This window comes from Pseudomonas sp. 11/12A, assembly GCF_000800055.1.
GTDB lineage: Bacteria > Pseudomonadota > Gammaproteobacteria > Pseudomonadales > Pseudomonadaceae > Aquipseudomonas > Aquipseudomonas mohnii.
The window spans coordinates 2,675,843-2,696,148 of sequence record NZ_JUGV01000001.1 but is presented as its reverse complement, the minus strand read 5'-3'; the positions used below and the strand labels follow the sequence as shown (position 1 = coordinate 2,696,148).

Here is a 20,306-nt window from a genome sequence, read left to right as displayed (position 1 = left end):
CTGGCGGCGACGGGCTCCCGCCTGCAAGCGTCCCGCAGGTCCGCCCGGGAATGGGCGGACCAGACGCAATCCTGGGCCGACGAGACTCGATCAGCCGCGAACCGCCCGGGAGCGCCAGACCATCATCTTTTCGATCTGCATCTCTTTCATGGTGTGTGGAATGCCTCCCACGCCATGCCCCGACAGGCGCGCTCCGGCGAACGGCATCCAGTCGACGCGGAACAGCGTGTTCTCATTGACCATCACCGCCGTGGCGTCGAGGTCCTGATAGCACTGCATGGCGGTGTCCAGATCGCGGGTGAAGACTGCGGCCTGGAAGGCATAGGGCAGGGCGTTGGCCAGTTGGATCGCGTCGGCCAGATCGTCATAGGCGTAAACCGCCACCACCGGGCCGAACACTTCCTTTTGCATCACATTGGAGTCGATGGGCGGGTTGAGCAGCACGGTCGGCGCATAGCCGTTGTAGTCCAGAACGCGACCGCCCGAGATCAAACGGGCCCCGCCGGCGACGGCTGCATTGACCCATTGGTCCACGCGACGCACTTCACGTTCGGCGATCAGCGGGCCGACATCGGTACGGATATCGGTCGGATCACCGACCACCATGGCATCGCCCAACTGGCCCAGGCGGACGGCGACCTGTTCGGCGATGCTGCGATGGCAGAAGATCCGTTGCACGCTCACGCAGGCTTGCCCGGCGTGCCAGAAACCGCCACGAGCGATGCGCGGCAGGGCGTCATCGAGATCGGCGTCCGCTGCGAGGATCACCGGCGCCACGCCACCATGCTCCAGCGCGCAGCGAGTGCCGGGTGCCAGGGTCGAGCGCAACATCCAGCCGACTGCCGCCGAGCCGATGAAACTGAAGAAACCCACCCGCGGATCGGAGACCAGTCGGCCGGTGACGGCGTTATCGGTCGGTAGCACCATCTGCGCCCAGCCAGTCGGCAGGCCGGCCTCGGCCAGGATTTGCAGGAGCGTGCGGCAACTGAGCGGGGTGTTGGCCGCCGGCTTGACGATCACCGGGGCACTGACGGCGATGGCGGGCACCACCTGATGCACGATCAGATTGAACGGATGGTTGAACGCCGATACGGCTGCGACCACACCGATGGGTTCGTATTGGGTGAAGGCCACACGGTTCTGCGAAGTCGCGTTCAATCCCATCGGAATCACGTGACCGCCCTCGGTGCGCAGCACCTCGATGCAGTTCAGGATGCCGTCGATGCCACGCTCGACTTCGGTGATCGAGTCCTTCAGCGGCTTGCCGCCTTCGCTGGCCGCCTGGGTCGCGATCTCCAGCTTGCGCGCGGCGATCAGTTCGGCCGACCGCTGCAGGATTTCAATGCGTTGAGGCTTGGACAACCACTGGCTGCGGTCGCGAAAAATCCCGTGGGCGACACTCAGTGCCTGTTCGACATCCGCCTCGGTGGACACCGCCACCTGGCCGACGACGGCGCCATTGTAAGGGGCGTGCACAGTCAGGGTTTGTACGGACATGGGGCTTACCTCGTGGGGGACAAAAAGGCAGTCGACCTGCCTGATTACGATTCGGGCCGACGGTCTGTCAGCCTTTGGCGCCACGGTAATCCTGAATGAGTGTTTGCAAAAATGAATAATCGAGAGGGGGTTGTTCAGTTTTAGAGAAAACCTGTCTCCCACCCCCCACCAGTGCCTTGCGCGTCTTTATGAATGGTTCAAGGGGCCAGCGCTTTGCTGAAGAAAGAGCACTCTATCGAGTCCTTCTCAGGTTTCTGGCCTTCAACTTCCTGAGCATGCCGATGACCGGCCGCAGCACAGACACCCTGTCAAAGAAGGACAGTTCATGCAGGTCTGTGCGCGAGGGTCTTTGATAGCCGAGATTGGCGGTGAAGTAGTAAGCCCGAATGGCGTTGTTCTGATGGATAAGGGTATTGAGGGCCGCGTCATAGTGCATCGGACCGCCGTCAGGGTGTCCTGGCGGTCGCTCCAGAATCTGCAATAAAAAATCCCTCAATGTGCCGAAGCATTTGCCGTTCACGGCGTAGAAATGGGCCAAGTGTATGGGTTGGTCGACCACATTCCAGGTGGGCATGCTTGAGTCTGTTTCAACCGGATGCCCAAAATAGATGATGTCCCAGTCCATGCCATCCAGCGCCTCGATGGCCTGTTTTCCATACTGGGAAATGCGTCTGGAAAACTGTATGTCGTCCTCCAGGATCAGGATGTTTTTCAAATCCAGGCGCATGGCCTCTTCGAGCACCCCCAGGTGACTCAAAAAGCAGCCTCTGACCCCGACGCTCGGGAAGCCTTCTCCCTCGGTAGGTGTAACAGCCTTGAAAAAGCCTACTTTTTCATCATCTATGTGAAAGCCGTTGCGAGCGAATTCTTCTTCCGTTTCGAGACGGCGATCCTTCCTCGACGCGATATTGATGATTCTTGCTCGATCAAAATAGTCGATCACATTCATCTGTCAGGTCCTTGGGGCAGACAATCAGGGCGGCTGGATGGGGAACCGGCAGAATTGCTGGCGATTTTGACCGTTTCTCTATCGACACCGGGCTGCAGTATAGGCGGCATTTCCCGATGGGTTCGGGTTTCGTGAACCGGCGTGCCGCGACCGCGAGAGGGCTCGGCGGCAGCGGGTTCCGTGCGCATTTGGGGCCTGCGCCCGATCCGGATCGAGGCTATTGCTCGAGACGGCCGTTGGGGTCGCGAAAAACCGCTGGCCCTGCTCAGAATCCCAGGTAGCTGAAGCACACGAGTGCCAGCGCCAAGGCAATACCCAGCGCCGTTGCGGCTTTTTTCGATGGGTTGAACCGGGGCAGGGTTTCGTTCAATGGCAGTAAGCCGGGATTCGAACAGGCGTTGAGGTCATGGCGGCGAGGCCGGAGGGTCTGGTAGGTGTAGCGCAAACCCAGCAGCACGAAAAGGGCCAGCAGGCTGAAGGCAAGCCAGCGAGCCATTGTCGGTTTGACAAGGGTAGCGGCACCCTCGTGTTCACAGATCGCGCTATTGAATTCCAGGACACTGATTTGCTGGGGCGCCGTCGGGGACAGCTTTTTGTCGCCGTTGATCGCTGCCAGTTGCGTCAGGTCCAGGTCCTGATATTTCCAGAGCGTTGACGATCCTTCACGGCAGTAGGTGAACGAGACAGGGTTTGAGGCTCTGATAACACAAGCGTCGTTGATCCCGATTTTTTTCAGGGTTTCAGTCGCTGACCTTGTGAAGTCCAGGTCGAGCACGGGAACGATCCCGTTGGCGCAAGCCGCGAACGAAACCAACAGGCTCCCCATGGCGCAGATGGATGACATTTTCAAAGTCGGAGCTCCCTGGGTTTCGGGTGGCTTTTTGTTATGGGTGCGGAGCCTGGCTGCAACCTGCCTTCGATGAAGTCTAGACGTTAACTTTTGAATGCTTGCTGCTTTTTATCGACGTGCAGAGAGCTGTTGTGGCGCCAGAAAAGCGTCGTGGAAGTAGTTACGAAAGGCCTGCATCGCCGGGCTGAATTCCCGTTCTCGATGCCAGGCCAGGCCGACGCTCATGGGCGTGACCTTGTCGGTGACGGTCAGGGTTTCGATGCGCTTGCCCTCCAGCGACCAGGGGCGGTGCACCAGGTCCGAGAGGATCGCCACGCCGCTGCCATTGGCGACCATGCTGCGCACCGCTTCCACCGAACTGGTCCGCACCCGCACGTTCGGCTGCTGGTGGGCATGTTCCCAGTAACGCATGGCGCTTTGTTCGGCCTCGTCGACGGTCAGCAGGATGTAAGGTTCCTTCGCCACGTCGGTAAGGCTGACAGCCGAGCGTTCGCACAAGGGATGGTGGCTGGGCAGCCATAGCCGGCGCTCGGAATTGAAGAGGATCTCCGAAACGATGTCCGGGTGAGTCAGGTTCGCGGTGAGCACCACCGCCATGTCGAAGCGGCCCTCCAGAAGGCCTTGCTCGATGGCCGTGCGCTCCTGTTCGTGGACTTCGATGGCCACGTCCGGATGCCAATGCTCAAGCCGTTGCAGGTGGTGCGGCAGGAAGTAGCCGATCACCGTGTAGCTCGCCGCTAACCGCAACAGGCCGCTGGCGCGGACGTCCGGCAGCGGGCTGTTCAACGCGTCATCGACGCTGCGCAAAATCACGTAGGCCCGGTTGAGAAAATGTCGCCCGGCATCGGTCAGGCTCATGCCTTGGGCCGAGCGCTGGAACAACAGCGTGCCGAGAATTCCCTCCAGTTCCTTGATCGCGGTGGTCACCGCCGACTGGGAAATATTCAAATGAATCGCCGCCTGGGAGATCTGTCCGATCTCGGCGGTGGCGACGAAGTAGCGGACCTGGCGCAGGGTCAGTGACATGGGCACTCCGGATGACGGGGTATCTGATTTTCAGAGCTATCTGTTTTTCAGAAGATGGGCCCTCTGATAATAGATCTTCCCAAGGGGGTGGCCGGAATTTAACTTGGCTTGCATGAAGTCACAAGCGTCAGGAGCAAGCGTCATGCAAGCAGTAGATTTCAACTCGGACATGGGCGAAGGCTTCGGCCCTTGGACCATCGGCGATGGCGTCGACAACGAACTGATGGCGTTCATCAGCTCGGCCAACGTCGCCACCGGTTTCCATGCCGGCGACCCCGGCACCATGCGCCGCACGGTCGAACGGGCCAAGGCCCTGGGTGTGGCGGTCGGTGCGCACCCGGGCTTTCGCGATCTGGTCGGGTTTGGTCGCCGGCACATCAACGCTCCGGCCCAGGAACTGGTCGACGACATGCTTTACCAATTGGGCGCCCTGCGTGAACTCGCCCGGGTTCATGGCGTGGCACTGCAACACATCAAGCCCCACGGCGCGCTGTACATGCACCTGGCCCGGGACGAGCAAGCCGCGCGTTTGCTGGTGGAAAACCTCCAGCGCCTGGAGCCCGAGTTGCTGCTGTATTGCATGCCTGACTCGGTGATCTGGCGCGTCGCCAAGGAACTCGGCCAACCGGTGATTCGCGAGTTCTATGCCGACCGTGAGTACGACCTCAGCGGCTCCATCGTCTTTACCCGCAACGTACGCGCCTACGACCCTGCCCAGGTGGCCGCACGGGTGCTGCGTGCCTGCCAGGAAGGCGTGGTGCGCACAGTAGAAGGTGAAGACCTGGCGATCGAATTCGATTCCATCTGCCTGCACAGCGACACCCCCGGTGCGCTGGCGTTGGTCGAAGCCACCCGCAACGCGCTCGATACCGCCGGGATCAAGGTTCGCGCGCCGCGCTGAATCAGCACGAATCATCGGGCACACAGACGCCCGGGATTGAATAACGATTCATTTTTTTGCCTGCCTTTCTACAACTATTCCAAGAGGAACAGACATGGCCGAACACGCTGTCATCACCCCATTGCCAGGGACCTTCTATCGCAAAGCCACGCCTGAATCGGCGAACTACGTCGAGGTTGGCGCGCAGGTCAGCGCCGACACGGTGATTGGCCTGATCGAGGTCATGAAGCAGTTTTCCGAACTGACCGCCGGGACGGCCGGTCGCCTCAGCGCATTCCTGGTCGAAGACGGTGATCCGGTGGAGCCGGGTCAGGTTGTCGCAACGCTCGACGACGAGTGAGGGGCGCGATCATGACTCAAGGCATTCGTAAATTACTGATCGCCAACCGGGGCGAAATCGCCGTGCGGATTATCCGCGCCGCCAAGGAGCTGGGGATTCCCACCGTTGCCGCGTGCAGCGAAGCGGATGTCGATTCCCAGGCGGCGCGCATGGCCGACGAGGTGCATATTCTCGGCCCGGCCCGCGCTGACAAGAGTTACCTGAACGTCGAGGCATTGCTCGGCGCCTTGAAAGCCACGGGCGCCAATGCAGTCCATCCCGGTTATGGCTTCCTCTCGGAAAATGCCGACTTCGCCGAGGCGGTGCTGGGGGCCGGGGCCATTTTCGTCGGCCCGAGCCCGGAGACGATCCGGCGCATGGGTGACAAGGCTGAAGCCCGGCGCACCGCTCAGGAAGCGGGCGTGCCCGTGGTGCCCGGTTCGCCCGGTGAACTGTTCGATGTCGAATCGGCGCTCAAGGCTGCTGAAGCCGTGGGCTTTCCGCTGCTGATCAAGGCCTCGGCCGGCGGTGGCGGACGGGGTATTCGCCTGGCGGAAAACGCCGGACAACTGGCCGAAGAGTTCCCCCGGTCCCAGCGCGAAGCCCAGGCGGCGTTCGGCAACGGCGCGGTGTACCTGGAGCGCTTCATCAGCCGGGCACGGCATATCGAAGTGCAGGTGTTGGGCGACGGTCAGCACGCGGTGCATTTGTTCGAGCGCGAGTGTTCGTTGCAACGTCGCCGGCAGAAGATTTTCGAGGAAGCGCCATCGCCGGCCCTCAACCCGCAGCAACGCGAGACACTCTGCGCCAGCGCCGTGCGCCTCACCGAGTCCCTGGGCTACAAGGGCGCGGGGACCCTGGAGTACCTGTATGACGACGCTACCGGCGAGTTTTTCTTTATCGAGATGAACACGCGGATTCAGGTGGAGCATCCGGTCAGCGAGTTGATTACCGGCATCGATCTGGTTCAGGCGATGTTGCGCATTGCCGGCGGCGAACCGCTGGGCCTCAGGCAAAGCGATATCCGGCTCAATGGCGCGGCGCTGCAAATGCGCCTGAATGCCGAAGACCCGGCACGGGATTTCTTCCCCAGCCCGGGCCTGGTCGAGTCCCTGGTCTGGCCGCAAGGCGAGGGCGTTCGGGTCGACAGCCATCTCTATCAAGGCTACCGCGTGCCGCCTTACTATGACTCGCTGTTGGCCAAGCTGATCGTCCATGGTCGCGACCGTGCCGAGGCCCTGGCCCGTGCCCGCATCGCCGTGGAGCAGACCACGCTCACCGGCATGGCCAGCACCTTGTCGTTGCACCGTGATTTGTTGGAGCAGCCCTGGCTGCACAGCGCCGACTTCCATACCGGCACCCTGGAAACCTGGCTGGCCGAGCGCCGCAGTGGAGGTCAAGCATGAGCACTGCAATCCGCTACAGTTTTGGCGCTGATGAGCATCTGTTTGCTGAAGTCAGCGACAGCATGTCCCTTGAGGCATTCTTCAAGGGCATGGCGGTCACCCGTGCGGTGGAGCGTCTGGCGCTGGATGGCGTGCTCGATGTGTGCCTGGCCAATGCCTCGTTCCAGATTCGTTTCGACCCGGACCGCATCGCGCCACACACCTTGCTCGAAGCCGTGCAGGGAGCCGAGGCCGAGGCGGTCGCCGAACGCACTTTGCAGACCCGGATCATCGAAATCCCGGTGCTCTATAACGATCCCTGGACCCACGAAACCCTGATGCGCTTTCGCGACCGTCACCAGGACCCGAGCGCGACGGACCTGGAGTACGCCGCGCGGATCAACGGCCTGGCGGACGTCGAGGCCTTCATCGCCGCCCACAGTGGTTCGCCATGGTTTGTCTCGATGGTCGGTTTCGTCGCCGGCTTGCCGTTCATGTTCCAGATGGTCGAGCGCGAGCGTCAGTTGCAAGTGCCCAAGTACCTGCGACCGCGCACCGACACGCCGAAGTTGACTCTGGGGCATGGCGGTTGCTTTGGCTGCATCTACTCGGTACGCGGTGCCGGCGGCTACCAGATGTTCGGCGTCACGCCGGCACCGATCTACGACCCGCAGCAGAACCTGGCGTACCTGAAGGAGCACATGGTGTTCTTCCGTCCGGGCGACATCGTGCAGTTCAAGCCGATGGACCGTGAGGCCTATGACCAGGCAGTGGCCGACGTGGAAGGCGGGCGCTTCGACCTGCGGATCCGTCCAGTGGAGTTTTCCCTGGATGCCTTTCTGGCCGATCCCGTCGGCTATCCCAAGTCGCTGCAGGAGGTGCTGGCATGATCAAGGTACTCAAACCCGGCCTCGCCACGTCGGTACAGGACCTGGGGCGCGAAGGTTACTACCACCTGGGCATTCCACCCTCCGGCGCACTCGACCAATACGCGTTGAGCGCGGCCAACCAGTTGGTCGGCAACCCGGCCGGGGCCGCGGCGCTTGAATGCACCTTGCTGGGCCCGGAGCTGGAATTCCAGCAAGACGCCCTGGTGGCGGTGTGCGGTGCGCACATGGCGCCGAAGGTCGATGGCGTGGAGATGCATCACGACACGGCGTTCTCGGTGAAGGCCGGGCAAACGTTGCGCTTCGATTTTCCCAAGGCCGGCGCGCGTGCCTATCTGGCGGTGGCCGGCGGCATCGACGTACCGCTGGTGCTCGGCAGTCGCTCGACTTACGCCTTGGGCGCGCTTGGCGGTTTCCAAGGGCGGCGCCTGATGGCCGGTGACGAATTGCCCGTGGGGATTGCCAGTGGCAAGAGCCACGCCGGGGCCAGTCTACCCATGGCGCTACGGCAGTCGCTGGGGGGCGAAATCACCCTGCGCGTCGTACCGGGGCTGTACTACGAGCGCTTGACGCCAGCGGCGGCGGACAGCTTTTTCGCCGAAGCCTGGACCGTCGGCTCCGAAGCGGACCGCATCGGCTATCGCTTCAAGGGCGGCAGTGCGCTGACCTTCCAGCCGCGCGAGCAACCCTTCGGCGCCGGCTCCGATCCCTCGAACATCGTCGACAGTTGCTACCCGATCGGTTCGATCCAGGTGCCGGCCGGGCTCGAACCCATCGTGTTGCACCGCGATGCGGTGTCCGGTGGCGGCTACGCGATGATTGGCACCGTGATCAGCGCCGACCTCGACTTGATCGGCCAGATGCAGCCCAACCAGAAGGCCCGTTTCAAAGCGGTCACCCTGGAAGAAGCACTGGAAGCACGACGTTCCTATAAGAAAAAACTCAGCTGCCTGAGCAAGCTGTTCCCTTCCTGATTCTGCCCGCCGCACGGCGCGGGTCATGCCAAACGGTAAGCCAACGCCGCACTTCGGTGCGGTGGCGGCTGCCCGCGCTTCAACCTTTGACTGGTTCTGGAGTTCACGCATATGGCTGCTTTATCGCAATCGAGTCAAACCGGGCAAGACCCGGCCAATCACCCCGTTCCCGCCGACGCACGCATGGGCCGACTGTCCCTGACCATGGCGTGGTGGGCGGTCTGCAGTGCAATGTTCTACATCGTGGTCGGCGCGTCGCTGGCGTTGTCGTACGGCGCCCGCAATGCGCTGATCGGCATGGTGCTGTCGGTGATCAGCTACGGCCTGGTCAACACGGTGCTCAGTCGTTTCGCCATCCGCAGCGGTTTGTCGGTGGCCTTGTTTTCACGGCTGTTGTTCGGCAGCACCGGGGCGTGCCTGGCGACCTTGATCTTCTTCTCGACGGCCATTTATTACGCGGTGTTCGAAGGCTCGGTGATCGCCGTGGCGCTCAATCACCTGTACCCGCAGCTGGTGTTCCCGCTGGCGGCATTGCTGGTGGTGCTGTACAGCGTGCCGATGATCCTGGGCAGCGTGCAGCACTGGCTGGACAAGCTCAACGGCGTGTTGTTGCCGGTGTACCTGGGGGGCTTGCTGGTGGCGGTGGGGCTGTCGATCAGTCGTTATGGCTACCAGCCGCAATGGCTGGATTTCGGCCCGGCAACCCCCAGCGCGTTCGGTTGGTGGGACTGCTTCGTCGCCTACATGGGCGTTTGGGTGCTGATGCTGTTCACCTTCGACTACGCCCGTTTCGGCAAACCCGAGGACGCCGAATACCACGGCCGCTGGAACTTCGGCATGCCGTTCTACGCGGTGACCTTTCTGCTCAACGGCGCGGCGGGGATCTATCTGGTCAGCAGCATTCCCCATGAAGGCGCGCTGAACGAAGTGTCGGTGGTCATGGCGATCCTGCAACTGATGGGGCTGTGGGGATTGTTGTTCGTCTGGGCCACGCAAACCCGGATCAACACCGCCAACTACTACCTGGCGACGATGAACATGCAGGCGTTCTTTGCGCGTTTTGGCGTGCGCGGTTCGTACCTGGCGTGGGCGCTGGCGGTCGGGGTGATCGTGTATGGCCTGATGCTCGCCGATGTGTTTGCCTACCTGCTCAAGGCCCTGGCTTATCAAGGCATTTTCGTCGTGGCCTGGGTCGGCGTGGCGTTGGCGCAGATACGCTGCGGCCGCAGTGACGTGGCGTCGCTCGAACGGGTAACAGCGTTCAATTCGGCGGGCTTGGGCGCCTGGTTTGGGGCCACGGCATTGGGACTGGCGCTGATGTTTTCCGGCCCTGGCTTGAGCAGCTTTTCCGCACCCTCAACCGTGATCGTGGCGTTCGCCTTGCAGGCGGGGCTGTCCCGTCGTAGCCGGTTGCGGTTGCAATTGGCAGAGTAAGGCTGGCTGGCCCGTCGCTTGGCGATCAGCGAAAAAAGAAAGCGTTGGATCACCGGGCCGCTGCCGGGGTGTCGATGACCCTGGCAGCGGCTTTTGCACGAGCAGGAGCGGGTCAACTACGCTGAAGCTGCGCGGGGCAGTCATCGATGGCGACTCACTGCTTGCGTTGCGTCCGTCCCTGGAGCACCCGATGCCACCCATCATCCCGCGCCTGCTGGCGCTGTTGCTGCTTTGTCTGACGTTTGAAACGGCAGCCCAGGCCGACGCCTGCCCGGCTGGCGAAAAACAAGTGTGTCTGGACGGCTGCATCTGCCTGCCGGGACAGTTGCTCGGCACCTTGCCTGAAGACATCCATCAGGTCGCGGCACCCGCCCTGGCGCTGTGGCTGACCCAAGCGCGCGCTGAAGCCGCCGTTGACGTCCAGTCGATTCCAGCGCATATCCGGGAGCAACTGTTGCGCTGGTACGACCCTGGTGTCCTCGATGCCGCGCGCTACAAAGTCAGTGACAACGGCCAGTTCAGCACCGCCACTGCCATGCTGCAAAACCCCGATGTGGGGGCCGTGACGCTCATCGACATCATTCTGTTCCGGGATGCCCAATCCGCCGAACAGAACCTCGCGCTCTGGGCTCACGAGCTGAAGCATGTGCAGCAGTTTCAGCAATGGGGGGTAGACGGATTTGCCCAGCGCTATACACAAGATTTCAATGCGGTGGAGGCGCCGGCTTATGCCATACAGGCTGAGGTCAGGCGATCGGCACGGGAAGGGGCTGACTGAAGAGACGCGAAGCCCGTCGAGGGGCGCTATCGGCGCAACTGTACCGGACTCACGCCAAGGCGCTGCCTGAACGTGGTCGTCATGTGCGCCTGGGAGTTGAAGCCACAGGTGTGGGCGATTTCTGCCAGTGTCGCGGTCGAGTCGCGCATCAGGGCGCGGGCCTTGGCCAGGCGCCGGTCGATCAGGTAACTGTGCGGGCTTTTGCCCGCTGCGTGCTTGAAGGCTCGAATGAAATAGCCTTCGGACAATCCCAACAGGTCCGCCATCGCCTGCACACCCAGCGGACCGTCGAGACCGGCGTCAATAAACTCGTCGAGCAATCGCCTCCGGCTGGCGGTGATGGCGCCCAGGGCGGGCGTCGACCCTGCCTGGTGATCGCTTGTCCGTTCAGCCAGGGCGAGTGCCCAGGCTTCCCAGTCATCCTCAACCGAAGCCTGTAACAACGCCGCGCGCATTCGCAGCGCCAGGGTCATGGCCTGTTGATCGATGCGATTGTTGAAGGCGCGGTCCCCCACCAACGGCAGGCCATCAGTGCGCATGACCCGCAGGTATTCACCGCCCTTGGGGGACTCGGACAAGACGTCACAACCGGCGGGGACAAAGGCCAGGCCATTGGGCATGGCGTCGAAGGGCAAAACCCGGTCGCTGCCGATCGCGTGCAGGCCTCGCTGGCTGTCGAAGGCAAAGCCGATCGCTGATTGGGTGGCCACGTATCGGGTCGCATAAGCGGCGCCGGGCAGCAGCTCGATCGCCCAGGGCCCGGCCTCGACACGACGGGTCGGCTCAGAGGGGGGCGGGGACGCAGGGCGGTTTCGTTGGCTCATGCCCACCATAGTAATGAACAGGGGGCGCAAAAGTCAGGTCAGTTTTCTGAAAGCCGGGGTGATCAAGCCCTGTCTAGACTGGGCAAAACCTCAGGGAGACCCCTCATGCACAGAATGACTCGCGACGATATCGAACAGGCGGCACGCCACGTGTACCAGGTCATGCCGGCCACTGCCCAGTACGCATGGCCCTTGCTGGCCGAGCGCCTGGGTTGCACGGTGTGGGTCAAGCATGAAAATCACACGCCGACCGGTGCGTTCAAGGTGCGTGGCGGCATTACCTTCATGCACTGGCTCAAGCGTACGCACCCTGACGTGCGGGGGATCGTCAGCGCGACCCGCGGCAACCATGGCCAGAGCCTGGCGCTGGCGGCCAGCGCGTCGGGTTTTCGGGCGTTGATTGTCGTGCCGCAAGGTAATTCGCTGGAGAAGAACAACGCGATGCGCGGCTTTGGCGGCGAAGTGGTGGAGTACGGCCGCGATTTTGACGAGGCCCGCGAAGAGGCCGCGCGCCTGGCGCAAGCGCATGGCCTGTACCTGGTGCCGCCGTTCCATGCCGAGTTGGTCAAGGGCGTGGCCACTTATGCGCTGGAGCTGTTCAAGGCCGCACCGGATCTGGATACGGTCTACGTGCCGATTGGCTGTGGCTCGGGGATCTGCGGGGTGATCGCCGCCCGTGACGCGTTGGGCCTGAACACCCGGGTGGTGGGGGTGGTGTCCACCGAGGCCGCGGCGGCCAAATTATCCTTTGAAGCGGGAGAAATCCTCGAAACCGCCACGGCCAATACCTTCGCTGATGGTCTGGCCGTGCGTAAACCGGTGCCCGCGGCATTTGATATCTACGGCGCGGCGGCGGCGCGAATCGTCTCGGTCAACGACGATGAGATTGCCGAGGCCATGCGCGTGTATTACACCGATACCCACAACCTCGCCGAAGGCGCCGGCGCGGCGGCCCTGGCGGCGCTGATGCAGGAGCGTGAAGCGATGGCGGAAAAAAAGGTCGGCGTGATTCTGTCGGGCGGGAATGTTGATCGTTCGGTGTATGCCAGGGTGATTGGGTGAAAAAAGGGCTCAATATCTGTAGGAGCCAGCCTGCTGGCGATGATCGTTAACGGCAACGCGTATGAACGGGTTAAACGCGGAATATTTTAGATCATCGCTGGCAAGCCCGCTCCGGACGTACGCGTACAATCACGGGCTCGTGACCTGTAGGGTTCGATCCACCAGGCGGATGCTGTCGCGTCCGCCACGCTTGGACTCGTAGAGCGCCGCATCGCCCTGTTCGATCAAGGCCGCCAGGCTGGAGGGCGGGTGGTCGAACAGGTCGGCGCCGATGCTCAGGGTCACCGCTTCCGGCGTGGCGAAGGTTTGTGAGGCCGTGCTGTGAAAGCGGTCGCGCAGGGTGTTGCCCAATTCCACGATGCGCTCATTCGAAGCGTTGTTCAGCACGATGACGAACTCGTCGCCGCCCAGCCGGGCCGCCAGTGCCCCCTCCGGCAGTAGCGTACGGATCATCTCGCTCAGGGCGATGAGCAGGCGGTCGCCTGCGGTGTGGCCGTAGAGGTCGTTGACCAGTTTGAAGTTGTCGATATCGATCAACAGCAGGGCACCGGGGCGAGCGCTCGAGACTTCAGCCAACAGGCGTGGTGCCCGTACTTCCAGGGCGCGGCGGTTGTACAGGGCGGTCAACGGATCGCGTTCGGCCAGCCGGGCAATCCGTTCCTCCCGCCGGTGGCGTTCGGTCCCGGTCATCGAGAGGGCGATCAGCATGATCGCCATGGCGCCTTCGACCAGCGAGATCTGAATGATTTCGCCCCGCAAGGCCGCCAGATCGATCAGCGTGCCCGGAATACCCGCCGATACGGCCTTGGCCAGATAAAACAGCCCATGGATCAACAGCACAAAGCGCAGCTGTGCCGCGCCCACGCTCAATGACTTGCCATGGGGACGCAGGAGGAAACTGGCCCAAAGCGTCGGCAGCGCCACCAGCAACGAATTGGCCACCAGCATGATCTTCGACCACGAGGGGGCATCCGGCAGCGCCAGCAGCGCAAACCAGGCGACGACGATCAGCCACCAGGCGCGAGACAGGCGTATACGGGTGAAGCGCGCGACGCCCAGCAGGAAAAGCCAGTGGGCCAGGACCAGCAGGCCATTGGCAAACCAGATGCCAATTAACACAAGGCCACTCATGCGCAGCAAGGCGAGCGTCGACCCCACGGTGATCGTGGCGAAGCCCGCGCTCCAGAACAGCAGCGAAGATTCACGGATGCTGCGCCACTCGACCGCCAGATACAGGGCGGCGGCCGCCGCGAGGGCGATCGAGAGTGTCAACATTGTGGAAGGGTCGAGCGCCATAGCCTTGTGGCCTGCTGATTTGCGGTGAAGGGGGCGATTGTAAGCGTTTGGGAGAAATTTTCAGAGAGTAGCGTCCCGGCTCCGCACAACGGCGCAAGCGGGTATCTCGATTGGCGATGTCTGGCAACGAATCATGCGATTGGTGCAACCTGGACCCGGCGCGTTAAGGTTGCAACGTGCCTTCGACAATCGACCTGTAACGGGAACCCATGCGGTATCGACGTCTTGACCTTAACCTGCTGGTTGCCCTGGATGTCTTGCTCAGCGAATGCAGTGTCAGCCGGGCTGCGGAACGTTTGTGCCTGGGCCAGTCGGCAACCAGCTCGGCGCTCGGCCGTTTGCGTGAGCATTTCAATGATCCGTTACTGGTTCAGGTCGGGCGGCGCCTGGAACCCACTGCATTAGGGTTGGAGCTGCTGCCCAAAGTGCGCGCGGCGCTGGCACTGACCCGGGAGATTGTCGATGCCCCGGTCAACTTTGACCCGGCCAGTTGTACGCGGCACTTCACTCTAGTGGCCTCCGATTACGTGGCGGACGTGCTGCTGCCGGCGGTCAGTCTTGAACTGGCACGCATCGCGCCCGGCGTGCGCCTGAGCCTGCGGGACCTGCCGGTGCCGCGTGACGGCGATGTAGTCAGCGAAGCCCTCGATTACCGGCGCAGTGATTGTGTGATCGTGCCTCAACGCCGGTTGAACCCGGCTTACCCCCATTTGCCTTTAATGAGTGACCAGCTTTGCTGCATCGTCTGCGCGCGTCAGGCGCAGTTCGCCGACGGCCTGAGCCTGGCCAGCTATTGCGAGGCGCAGCACGTGGTGCGTGAGTTTGCCGATGGCCAGAATCTGGCGATGGACGCGGTGCACCTGCACGAGCTGGGTATTCAACGGCGAGTGGCGGTGGCCCTGGAAAGCTTCGTGCTGATGCCGGAATTTATCGTCGGCACCGGGCGGATCGCTACCGTGTTTCGCCGCCAGGCCCGGCGTTTTGCTGAGCGTTATGCGTTGCGTATCCACCCCGCACCTCTGGCCTTTCCCGACGCCGTGCAAGTGTTGCAATGGCACCCCTATCAAGAGCGCGATCCGGCCATGCTGTGGTTTCGCGGCCTGTTGCTGGCGCAGGCCGCGCGGCTTGATCAAGACCAGATGGATCAGCCTGCGGGCTGATCCCCGTGATCCGCCACCAGCCCGGCCTCATCGATTGCCCGCAAGGCGCACAGTTCGTCATTGTCCGACGTGTCGCCGCTGATGCCGATCGCGCCGAGAATTCGCCCCTCAGCATTACGAATCAGGACACCGCCGGCTACGGGAATGACTTCACCGCCGGTCAGGCTGTTTATGGCGTCGAAAAATGCCGGCATCGCTTGCGCGCGTCGCGCCAGCTCCCGCCCGCCAAACCCCATGCCCAGGCATCCGCGTGCCTTGCCGGTGGCGATTTGCGGACGAAGGAAACTGGCGTGCTCGTCGCGCAGGACCGCCAGCGGATGACCGGCGGCGTCCAGTACGGCGACCGCCAGGGGCTTTAACCCGGTTTCCCGGGCGTAGCCGATGGCGCTGCTGGCAAGCTGGGTGGCGGTGAGCAAATCGAGTAGCTGCATGGCGACGGTCCTCATAGGGCCCACTTGCCCAGTTGGGCAACGCGGTCGCGGGTATAAAGGTCGGTCCATTTCAGCGAGTTGAAATCGGACACTTGCTTGGGGTTGTAGGGGCTGCGGTCCATGCGCACCGACTGGCCAGCCTTGTACACGGCCTTGAGGCGCGAGCGGTCCTGCAGAATGCGGATGTCATGCAAGGGCGAACCGTCGAGCAAAAGGAAGTCTGCCTGCTTGCCCACTTCAAGGCTGCCGAGGGTCTCACCCCGTGGCATGCAGCGCGCGCCGACCGCGGTCGCGGCGTACAGCGCTTCTGCCGCCGTGAAGCCCAGGCGGGTGACCAACAGTTCCAGTTCACGGGCGTGCCACTCGCCGTAGGGCGTCACGGCGAAACCGCTGTCACTGCCACAGGCGAACGGCACACCGGCGGCCTTGGCACGCTTGAGCACCGCCGAGCCGACTTCCAGGGTGCGAGCGCAGTAGCCGGCGTATCCGGTGCTGATAGCCGGGTCGTGAGGCTGGCAGAAGTCCACGGTGTTTTGCGGGAAGGTCATGGTCGGCGCGAGGATGCTGCCGGCGTCGAGCAAGGCTTCGATGCACGCGTCGTCCATATAGAAGGCATGGAACACCAGATCAACCCCGGCGCGCGCGGCGTACATCACGGCTTCGCGACCATAGGCGTGGGTGGCCACTTTGCAGCCCAGGCGATGGGCTTCTTCGACCATCTCGCGGGTTTCATCGGCGGTGAAGGCAGCGATGATTTCGCCGTTCGGGTGGCGGTGGGTGCCGTCCATGGCGATCTTGATCAGGTCAACGCCGTCCTTGGCCTGTTTGCGGATTTCCGCCAGTGCGTCACTGCGGCTGGTGACCAGTTGCGCGGTGAAATATTCCGGGGAGCCGACCCGGCTCGGGAACCAGTCGTTGAGACTCTGTCGATTGGTGATCACCCGGCTGCTGGCAGCAATGCGCGGCCCCTCGAACAAACCGGCGGCAATGGCATTGCGTACCGCGATACTGAGCTGACCGCTGTCGCCGGGGCAGACCATGCTGGTGACGCCCGCCGCCAGCACGTGTTGCGCGAAGAACATGCCGCGCAATGCGCGGAATTCGTCGCTGGTCCAAAGATCGATGTCTTCTTCGCTTTGCGCGTTGCCGAAAGCCAGGTGGGTGTGCACATCCACCAGCCCCGGCATGACGAAGTTGTCGCCCGCATCCACCTGGGTATCCCCCGGCTGCGGCTGGGGCGCGGACGCCGTCGGGCCAACGTAACGGAGCACGCCGTTTTCAACGACCAGCGTTTGCTGCTGGCGTGTTTCCAGGCCGGTGCCGTCGAACAGTGTCTGGCATTTCAGGTGCAGGGCGGTCATGGTGTATTCGCTTTGGCTGTTGTAATGCGAAACGAGGCTAGGGCGTGGACATGGGGCTCACCAGCAGATTGCATCGATGGCTGGGAATTGATGGCGTCAATAGTTGTCGCCAGCGCTTTGAAATCAGGGACGTTGGGGCGATGAACGAGCCGTCGGATGGAGTATCGCAAGTGCGGATGGGTGGCATCGTGATCGACGATTTTTACCCTCGGGAGCGAGCATCTATGGTGCGCGCTCATCTCCCCACGCAGAGCAATCGATATGCCCAACGCCACTGTAAAAAAGCAACTGCTGGATCTGGAACAGGAACGTCGCCGCGCCTTGGTCGAAGAGGATTACCCGCGCGTCGCCGCATTGTTTGCCGACGACCTGGTGTATGTGCACACCACGGGCCTGGTGCAAGGCAAGGCGGACTATCTGGAGTACGCAAAAAACGCCGTACAGTATCTGGACATTGAACGGGGCGAGTTGCTGGTCCGCTTCTACGGCGATCACCTGGCGGTCATGACCGGTACGCAATGCAATACGTTACGCAAGCGCGGCGGCGACCAGTCGATGCGCGGTGACGGGTTTGCCACGCAGGTCTGGACGCTCGGTGACAAGGGCTGGCAGATCAGCTCGTTCCACGGCACCCGAGCCCCCAACTGACCTCGACTTCCCGTCAATGCGAAACGCCGGAGAACCCCCAGGGTTGTCCGGCGTTTTGCTGTGTTGTACATGGATCGCTGGCTTGTCAGCGAAAGCGGTCGGTCTGCCAACATCAATGTTGAATGTGCCGACGCCTTCGCTGGCACGTCAGGCGGTATGGCCACCCAGGTTTTCGGCGACCCAGTCGGCGATGTATTGCCCGGCGTTGATGCTGTTATCGAAGCTGGAATGCTGCACGCCGCCTTCGCGCTCGGTGAAGATCTTCAGCTCGCGTTTCGGGCTGTTGACCAGTTGCTCGTAGGTGCGTTGCGCCCATTTCAGTGGGATCTGCGAATCCTTTTCGCCGTGGGTCACCAGGAATGGCACCTTGATGCGATCGAGCACGCCGTCCAGATGAACGTTTTCGGCGATGGTCATGAATTCCTCGACATCCTTCGCCCCCCATACCCAGCACACGTGAGACCAGTAGTGCGGCACAGGGAAGCTGCCTTCCTTTTCCAGTCGACGCTTTTGCACATCGCGCCAGTCGTGGTTGGCGCCCCATACCACACCGCAAGCGAAACGCGGCTCAAAGGCCACTGCGCGGGGGCAGTAGTAACCGCCCAGTGAAACCCCTTCCATGCCAATACGTTTGTGGTCCACATCGTGGCGGGTTTCCAGCCAGTCGACCACGCGGCTGGCCCAGTGCTCACTGTCGTAACGGGCAATCAGATTGTGCAGGCGCAGCGCTTCGCCCGTGCCGGGCTGGTCGATAATCAGCGATGACACGCCACGCCTGGCCAGCCAGGCGGGCAGGCCGACGCGGTATTTCATCTCTTTGGTGGAGTCCAGGCCATTGACCTGCACCAGCAGCGGTGCCGGGCCGTTCACACCTTCGGCGCGGACCAGCAGGCCGGAAATGTGCTTGCCTTCGTAGGGGATTTCAACCCGCTCGCAGTTTTCGCGGGACAGCTCGATGCCGCGTTTGAAGGTCTGCAGAAAACGCTGGTACAGCTCGGTGCGGCCTGCAGCACCATGGGCTTGCAGGCGTTCACACGTGAGGTAATAGGTCGCGGCACGGTTGTACTTTTCACCGGCGGACAACAGCCGGCCATTACCTTCGTCTTCTTCGGCCAGGCCGCAAAGTTTGTCGGCCATCTTCGACCAGGTTTCGCGGAACGCCTGGGTCCCGGCGGCATCAGGTTGTTTGGCGGCTTCTTGCAGAGGCGCGCACATCTCTTCGATTTCGCCCATGCGGGCACCCATCTCGATGGCCAGGTCGACCGAGAGATTCCACACATAGTTGGTTGGGAAATAGCGGAACATGATTATTGTTGTCCTTGTGTTTGCCTTGAAGTGTGCAAGGCACGTTAAGGACGACCCGGCTATTTGGCCAATCGTGACTCTGGATGGGAGGTATCGCGAGCGGCGATATGATCCTGTTCCAGGTGCTGGATGAACTCACTGATGCGCTCTCGCAGCCAGCGGTGCATCGGGTCGCCGTCCACGCTGCGGTGCCAGAGCATGAACTCGCGCATCACCGGAATCCTGACCGGCGGCGGCAAGATGCGCAGTGGCAGGTACTCTGCGTACAGGCGCGCCAGACGCTGGTGCATGGTGGCGATGCGCTGAGTGCCGACCACCAGTTGTGGCAGGGTGTTGAAGTCGTTGGTGATGACTTCCAGTCGCCGGTTGAAGCCGTACTGGTTCATGAACCACTCTTCGATGCTCATGTGCCGTGTGCGACCGAAGCCGACCGAGACATGGCCCATGTCCATGTATTGCTCAAGGGTCAGGCTGTCGCCGACCAGAGTATTGCCTTGCCATACCACGCAGACGTGTTCTTCCTCGAAGAGTAACTGGGAGGGATGACCTTCGATGATGTAGCGCTCAGGCACGATCATCAGATCGACCTCGCCGCGAATCAGCAGCTCACCGGAATTGTCGCCAGGGCCGAGCATCTCGAAGGTGATGTTCGGTGCTTCCTGGTGAATCTTCTGAATCACCTGGGCAAACAGCACGCTGATCAGGTAATCCGAGGTCACCAGGCGGAAATGCCGCTTGCTGGTCGTGGGGGCGAACACCGGTTTGGCGGTAATCGAGGACTTGATCGTCAGCAGCACTTCGCGCACCGGGTGGACCAGTTCCAGGGCAAAGGGGGTCGGCTGCATTTTACGCCCGACCTGCACCAGCAATTCGTCTTCGAAATAGGTTCGCAGGCGTCCCAAAACCCCGCTGGTGGCGGACTGCGTCATGTGCAGGCGTTCAGCGGCGCGGGTGATGTTCTGCTCCTCGAGCAACACATCGAGGGCGACCAGCAGGTTCAAATCCAGGTGATTGAAACGCATCAGGCAGGTCCGTCTTTGTATTTATTTTCGCGATACATTCGGATGAATACATCGCCGCGTCAACCCCGCCCATGCAGCGTCATCCCCTGCAATCAGGTATCGCGTTTGCCGATAGGTCGCATCCCGACACGCGATTAGTCAGCTGCCAAAGCGCACGTCAATCTTCGCCGCAGTCGGGCTTCTTGCCGACACCACCA

At 62.2% G+C, this 20,306-nt stretch carries 20 protein-coding genes; 10 read left to right on the top strand and 10 right to left on the bottom strand.

Annotated elements, in window-relative coordinates; genetic code table 11:
* Positions 1 to 90: 90 nt before the first annotated feature.
* From GQ39_RS12355 to GQ39_RS12340, 4 genes are all read right to left on the bottom strand, one after another.
* Entirely contained in the window at positions 91 to 1,497 is a 1,407-nt protein-coding gene (locus GQ39_RS12355; RefSeq protein ID WP_047530176.1) for an aldehyde dehydrogenase family protein, read from the bottom strand.
* Positions 1,498 to 1,729: 232 nt separating this feature from the next.
* Positions 1,730 to 2,446, bottom strand: a complete 717-nt coding sequence (locus GQ39_RS12350) for a glycosyltransferase family 25 protein (RefSeq protein WP_052193569.1) — start codon at positions 2,444 to 2,446, stop codon at positions 1,730 to 1,732.
* Between the two features lie 265 nt (positions 2,447 to 2,711).
* The gene (locus GQ39_RS32865; protein WP_330218080.1) at positions 2,712 to 3,290 is read right to left on the bottom strand and encodes a hypothetical protein; all 579 of its coding nucleotides are present in this window, start codon (positions 3,288 to 3,290) and stop codon (positions 2,712 to 2,714) included.
* A 114-nt stretch (positions 3,291 to 3,404) separates the two neighbouring features.
* A complete protein-coding gene (locus GQ39_RS12340; protein ID WP_047530171.1) occupies positions 3,405 to 4,322 on the bottom strand; it encodes a LysR family transcriptional regulator in 918 nt (305 codons plus the stop codon).
* A gap of 142 nt (positions 4,323 to 4,464) precedes the next feature.
* Here GQ39_RS12340 and GQ39_RS12335 point away from each other — a divergent pair, with 142 nt between their 5' ends.
* The 7 genes from GQ39_RS12335 (at position 4,465) to GQ39_RS12305 (ending at position 11,000) form a co-directional block, all read left to right on the top strand.
* Positions 4,465 to 5,223, top strand: a complete 759-nt coding sequence (locus GQ39_RS12335; protein ID WP_047530169.1) for a 5-oxoprolinase subunit PxpA — start codon at positions 4,465 to 4,467, stop codon at positions 5,221 to 5,223.
* A 94-nt stretch (positions 5,224 to 5,317) separates the two neighbouring features.
* Positions 5,318 to 5,563 (top strand): acetyl-CoA carboxylase, encoded by a 246-nt coding sequence (locus GQ39_RS12330; RefSeq protein WP_047530167.1) that lies wholly within the window; start codon positions 5,318 to 5,320, stop codon positions 5,561 to 5,563.
* An 11-nt stretch (positions 5,564 to 5,574) separates the two neighbouring features.
* Entirely contained in the window at positions 5,575 to 6,948 is a 1,374-nt protein-coding gene (locus tag GQ39_RS12325; RefSeq protein WP_047530165.1) for an acetyl-CoA carboxylase biotin carboxylase subunit, read from the top strand.
* Complete coding sequence (locus GQ39_RS12320; protein WP_047530164.1) at positions 6,945 to 7,817, top strand: 5-oxoprolinase subunit B family protein; 873 nt, start codon at positions 6,945 to 6,947, stop codon at positions 7,815 to 7,817. Before GQ39_RS12325 ends, GQ39_RS12320 begins: the two co-directional genes overlap by 4 nt.
* Complete coding sequence (locus GQ39_RS12315; protein WP_047530162.1) at positions 7,814 to 8,788, top strand: biotin-dependent carboxyltransferase family protein; 975 nt, start codon at positions 7,814 to 7,816, stop codon at positions 8,786 to 8,788. The genes GQ39_RS12320 and GQ39_RS12315 overlap by 4 nt, the downstream gene beginning before the upstream one ends.
* Before the next feature lie 111 nt (positions 8,789 to 8,899).
* The gene (locus tag GQ39_RS12310) at positions 8,900 to 10,222 is read left to right on the top strand and encodes a purine-cytosine permease family protein (RefSeq protein ID WP_047530160.1); all 1,323 of its coding nucleotides are present in this window, start codon (positions 8,900 to 8,902) and stop codon (positions 10,220 to 10,222) included.
* A gap of 190 nt (positions 10,223 to 10,412) precedes the next feature.
* Positions 10,413 to 11,000 carry an eCIS core domain-containing protein gene (locus tag GQ39_RS12305; RefSeq protein ID WP_047530158.1) on the top strand — a complete coding sequence of 196 codons (588 nt, stop codon included), beginning with the start codon at positions 10,413 to 10,415 and terminating at the stop codon, positions 10,998 to 11,000.
* Positions 11,001 to 11,026: 26 nt separating this feature from the next.
* On the opposite strand, the gene GQ39_RS12300 is transcribed toward GQ39_RS12305, so the two are convergent.
* Positions 11,027 to 11,833 carry a helix-turn-helix transcriptional regulator gene (locus GQ39_RS12300; protein WP_047530156.1) on the bottom strand — a complete coding sequence of 269 codons (807 nt, stop codon included), beginning with the start codon at positions 11,831 to 11,833 and terminating at the stop codon, positions 11,027 to 11,029.
* A 96-nt stretch (positions 11,834 to 11,929) separates the two neighbouring features.
* Here GQ39_RS12300 and GQ39_RS12295 point away from each other — a divergent pair, with 96 nt between their 5' ends.
* Positions 11,930 to 12,886, top strand: a complete 957-nt coding sequence (locus tag GQ39_RS12295) for a threonine dehydratase (RefSeq protein WP_047530154.1) — start codon at positions 11,930 to 11,932, stop codon at positions 12,884 to 12,886.
* Positions 12,887 to 13,015: 129 nt separating this feature from the next.
* Here GQ39_RS12295 and GQ39_RS12290 read toward each other — a convergent pair whose 3' ends face one another.
* Positions 13,016 to 14,182 (bottom strand): GGDEF domain-containing protein, encoded by a 1,167-nt coding sequence (locus GQ39_RS12290; protein ID WP_177329326.1) that lies wholly within the window; start codon positions 14,180 to 14,182, stop codon positions 13,016 to 13,018.
* 209 nt (positions 14,183 to 14,391) lie between these two features.
* Between GQ39_RS12290 and GQ39_RS12285 the strand changes: the two genes are divergently transcribed.
* On the top strand, positions 14,392 to 15,342 hold the full coding sequence (locus GQ39_RS12285; RefSeq protein ID WP_047530152.1) for a LysR family transcriptional regulator: 951 nt from the start codon (positions 14,392 to 14,394) through the stop codon (positions 15,340 to 15,342).
* On the opposite strand, the gene GQ39_RS12280 is transcribed toward GQ39_RS12285, so the two are convergent.
* Positions 15,327 to 15,773, bottom strand: coding sequence for a GlcG/HbpS family heme-binding protein (locus GQ39_RS12280; RefSeq protein ID WP_047530150.1), 447 nt, complete (start codon positions 15,771 to 15,773; stop codon positions 15,327 to 15,329). The genes GQ39_RS12285 and GQ39_RS12280 overlap by 16 nt on opposite strands.
* 11 nt (positions 15,774 to 15,784) lie before the next feature.
* Entirely contained in the window at positions 15,785 to 17,134 is a 1,350-nt protein-coding gene (locus GQ39_RS12275; RefSeq protein ID WP_047530148.1) for a metal-dependent hydrolase family protein, read from the bottom strand.
* Between the two features lie 261 nt (positions 17,135 to 17,395).
* Between GQ39_RS12275 and GQ39_RS12270 the strand changes: the two genes are divergently transcribed.
* Positions 17,396 to 17,782: a nuclear transport factor 2 family protein gene (locus tag GQ39_RS12270; protein ID WP_047530147.1), complete on the top strand. Its 387-nt coding sequence runs from the start codon at positions 17,396 to 17,398 to the stop codon at positions 17,780 to 17,782.
* A gap of 147 nt (positions 17,783 to 17,929) precedes the next feature.
* Here the strand turns inward: GQ39_RS12270 and GQ39_RS12265 are convergent, their stop codons facing one another.
* Both GQ39_RS12265 and GQ39_RS12260 read right to left on the bottom strand, forming a co-directional pair.
* Complete coding sequence (locus GQ39_RS12265; RefSeq protein ID WP_047530145.1) at positions 17,930 to 19,087, bottom strand: alpha/beta hydrolase family protein; 1,158 nt, start codon at positions 19,085 to 19,087, stop codon at positions 17,930 to 17,932.
* 59 nt (positions 19,088 to 19,146) lie between these two features.
* A complete protein-coding gene (locus GQ39_RS12260; RefSeq protein WP_047530143.1) occupies positions 19,147 to 20,109 on the bottom strand; it encodes a LysR family transcriptional regulator in 963 nt (320 codons plus the stop codon).
* Between the last annotated feature and the right edge of the window lie 197 nt (positions 20,110 to 20,306).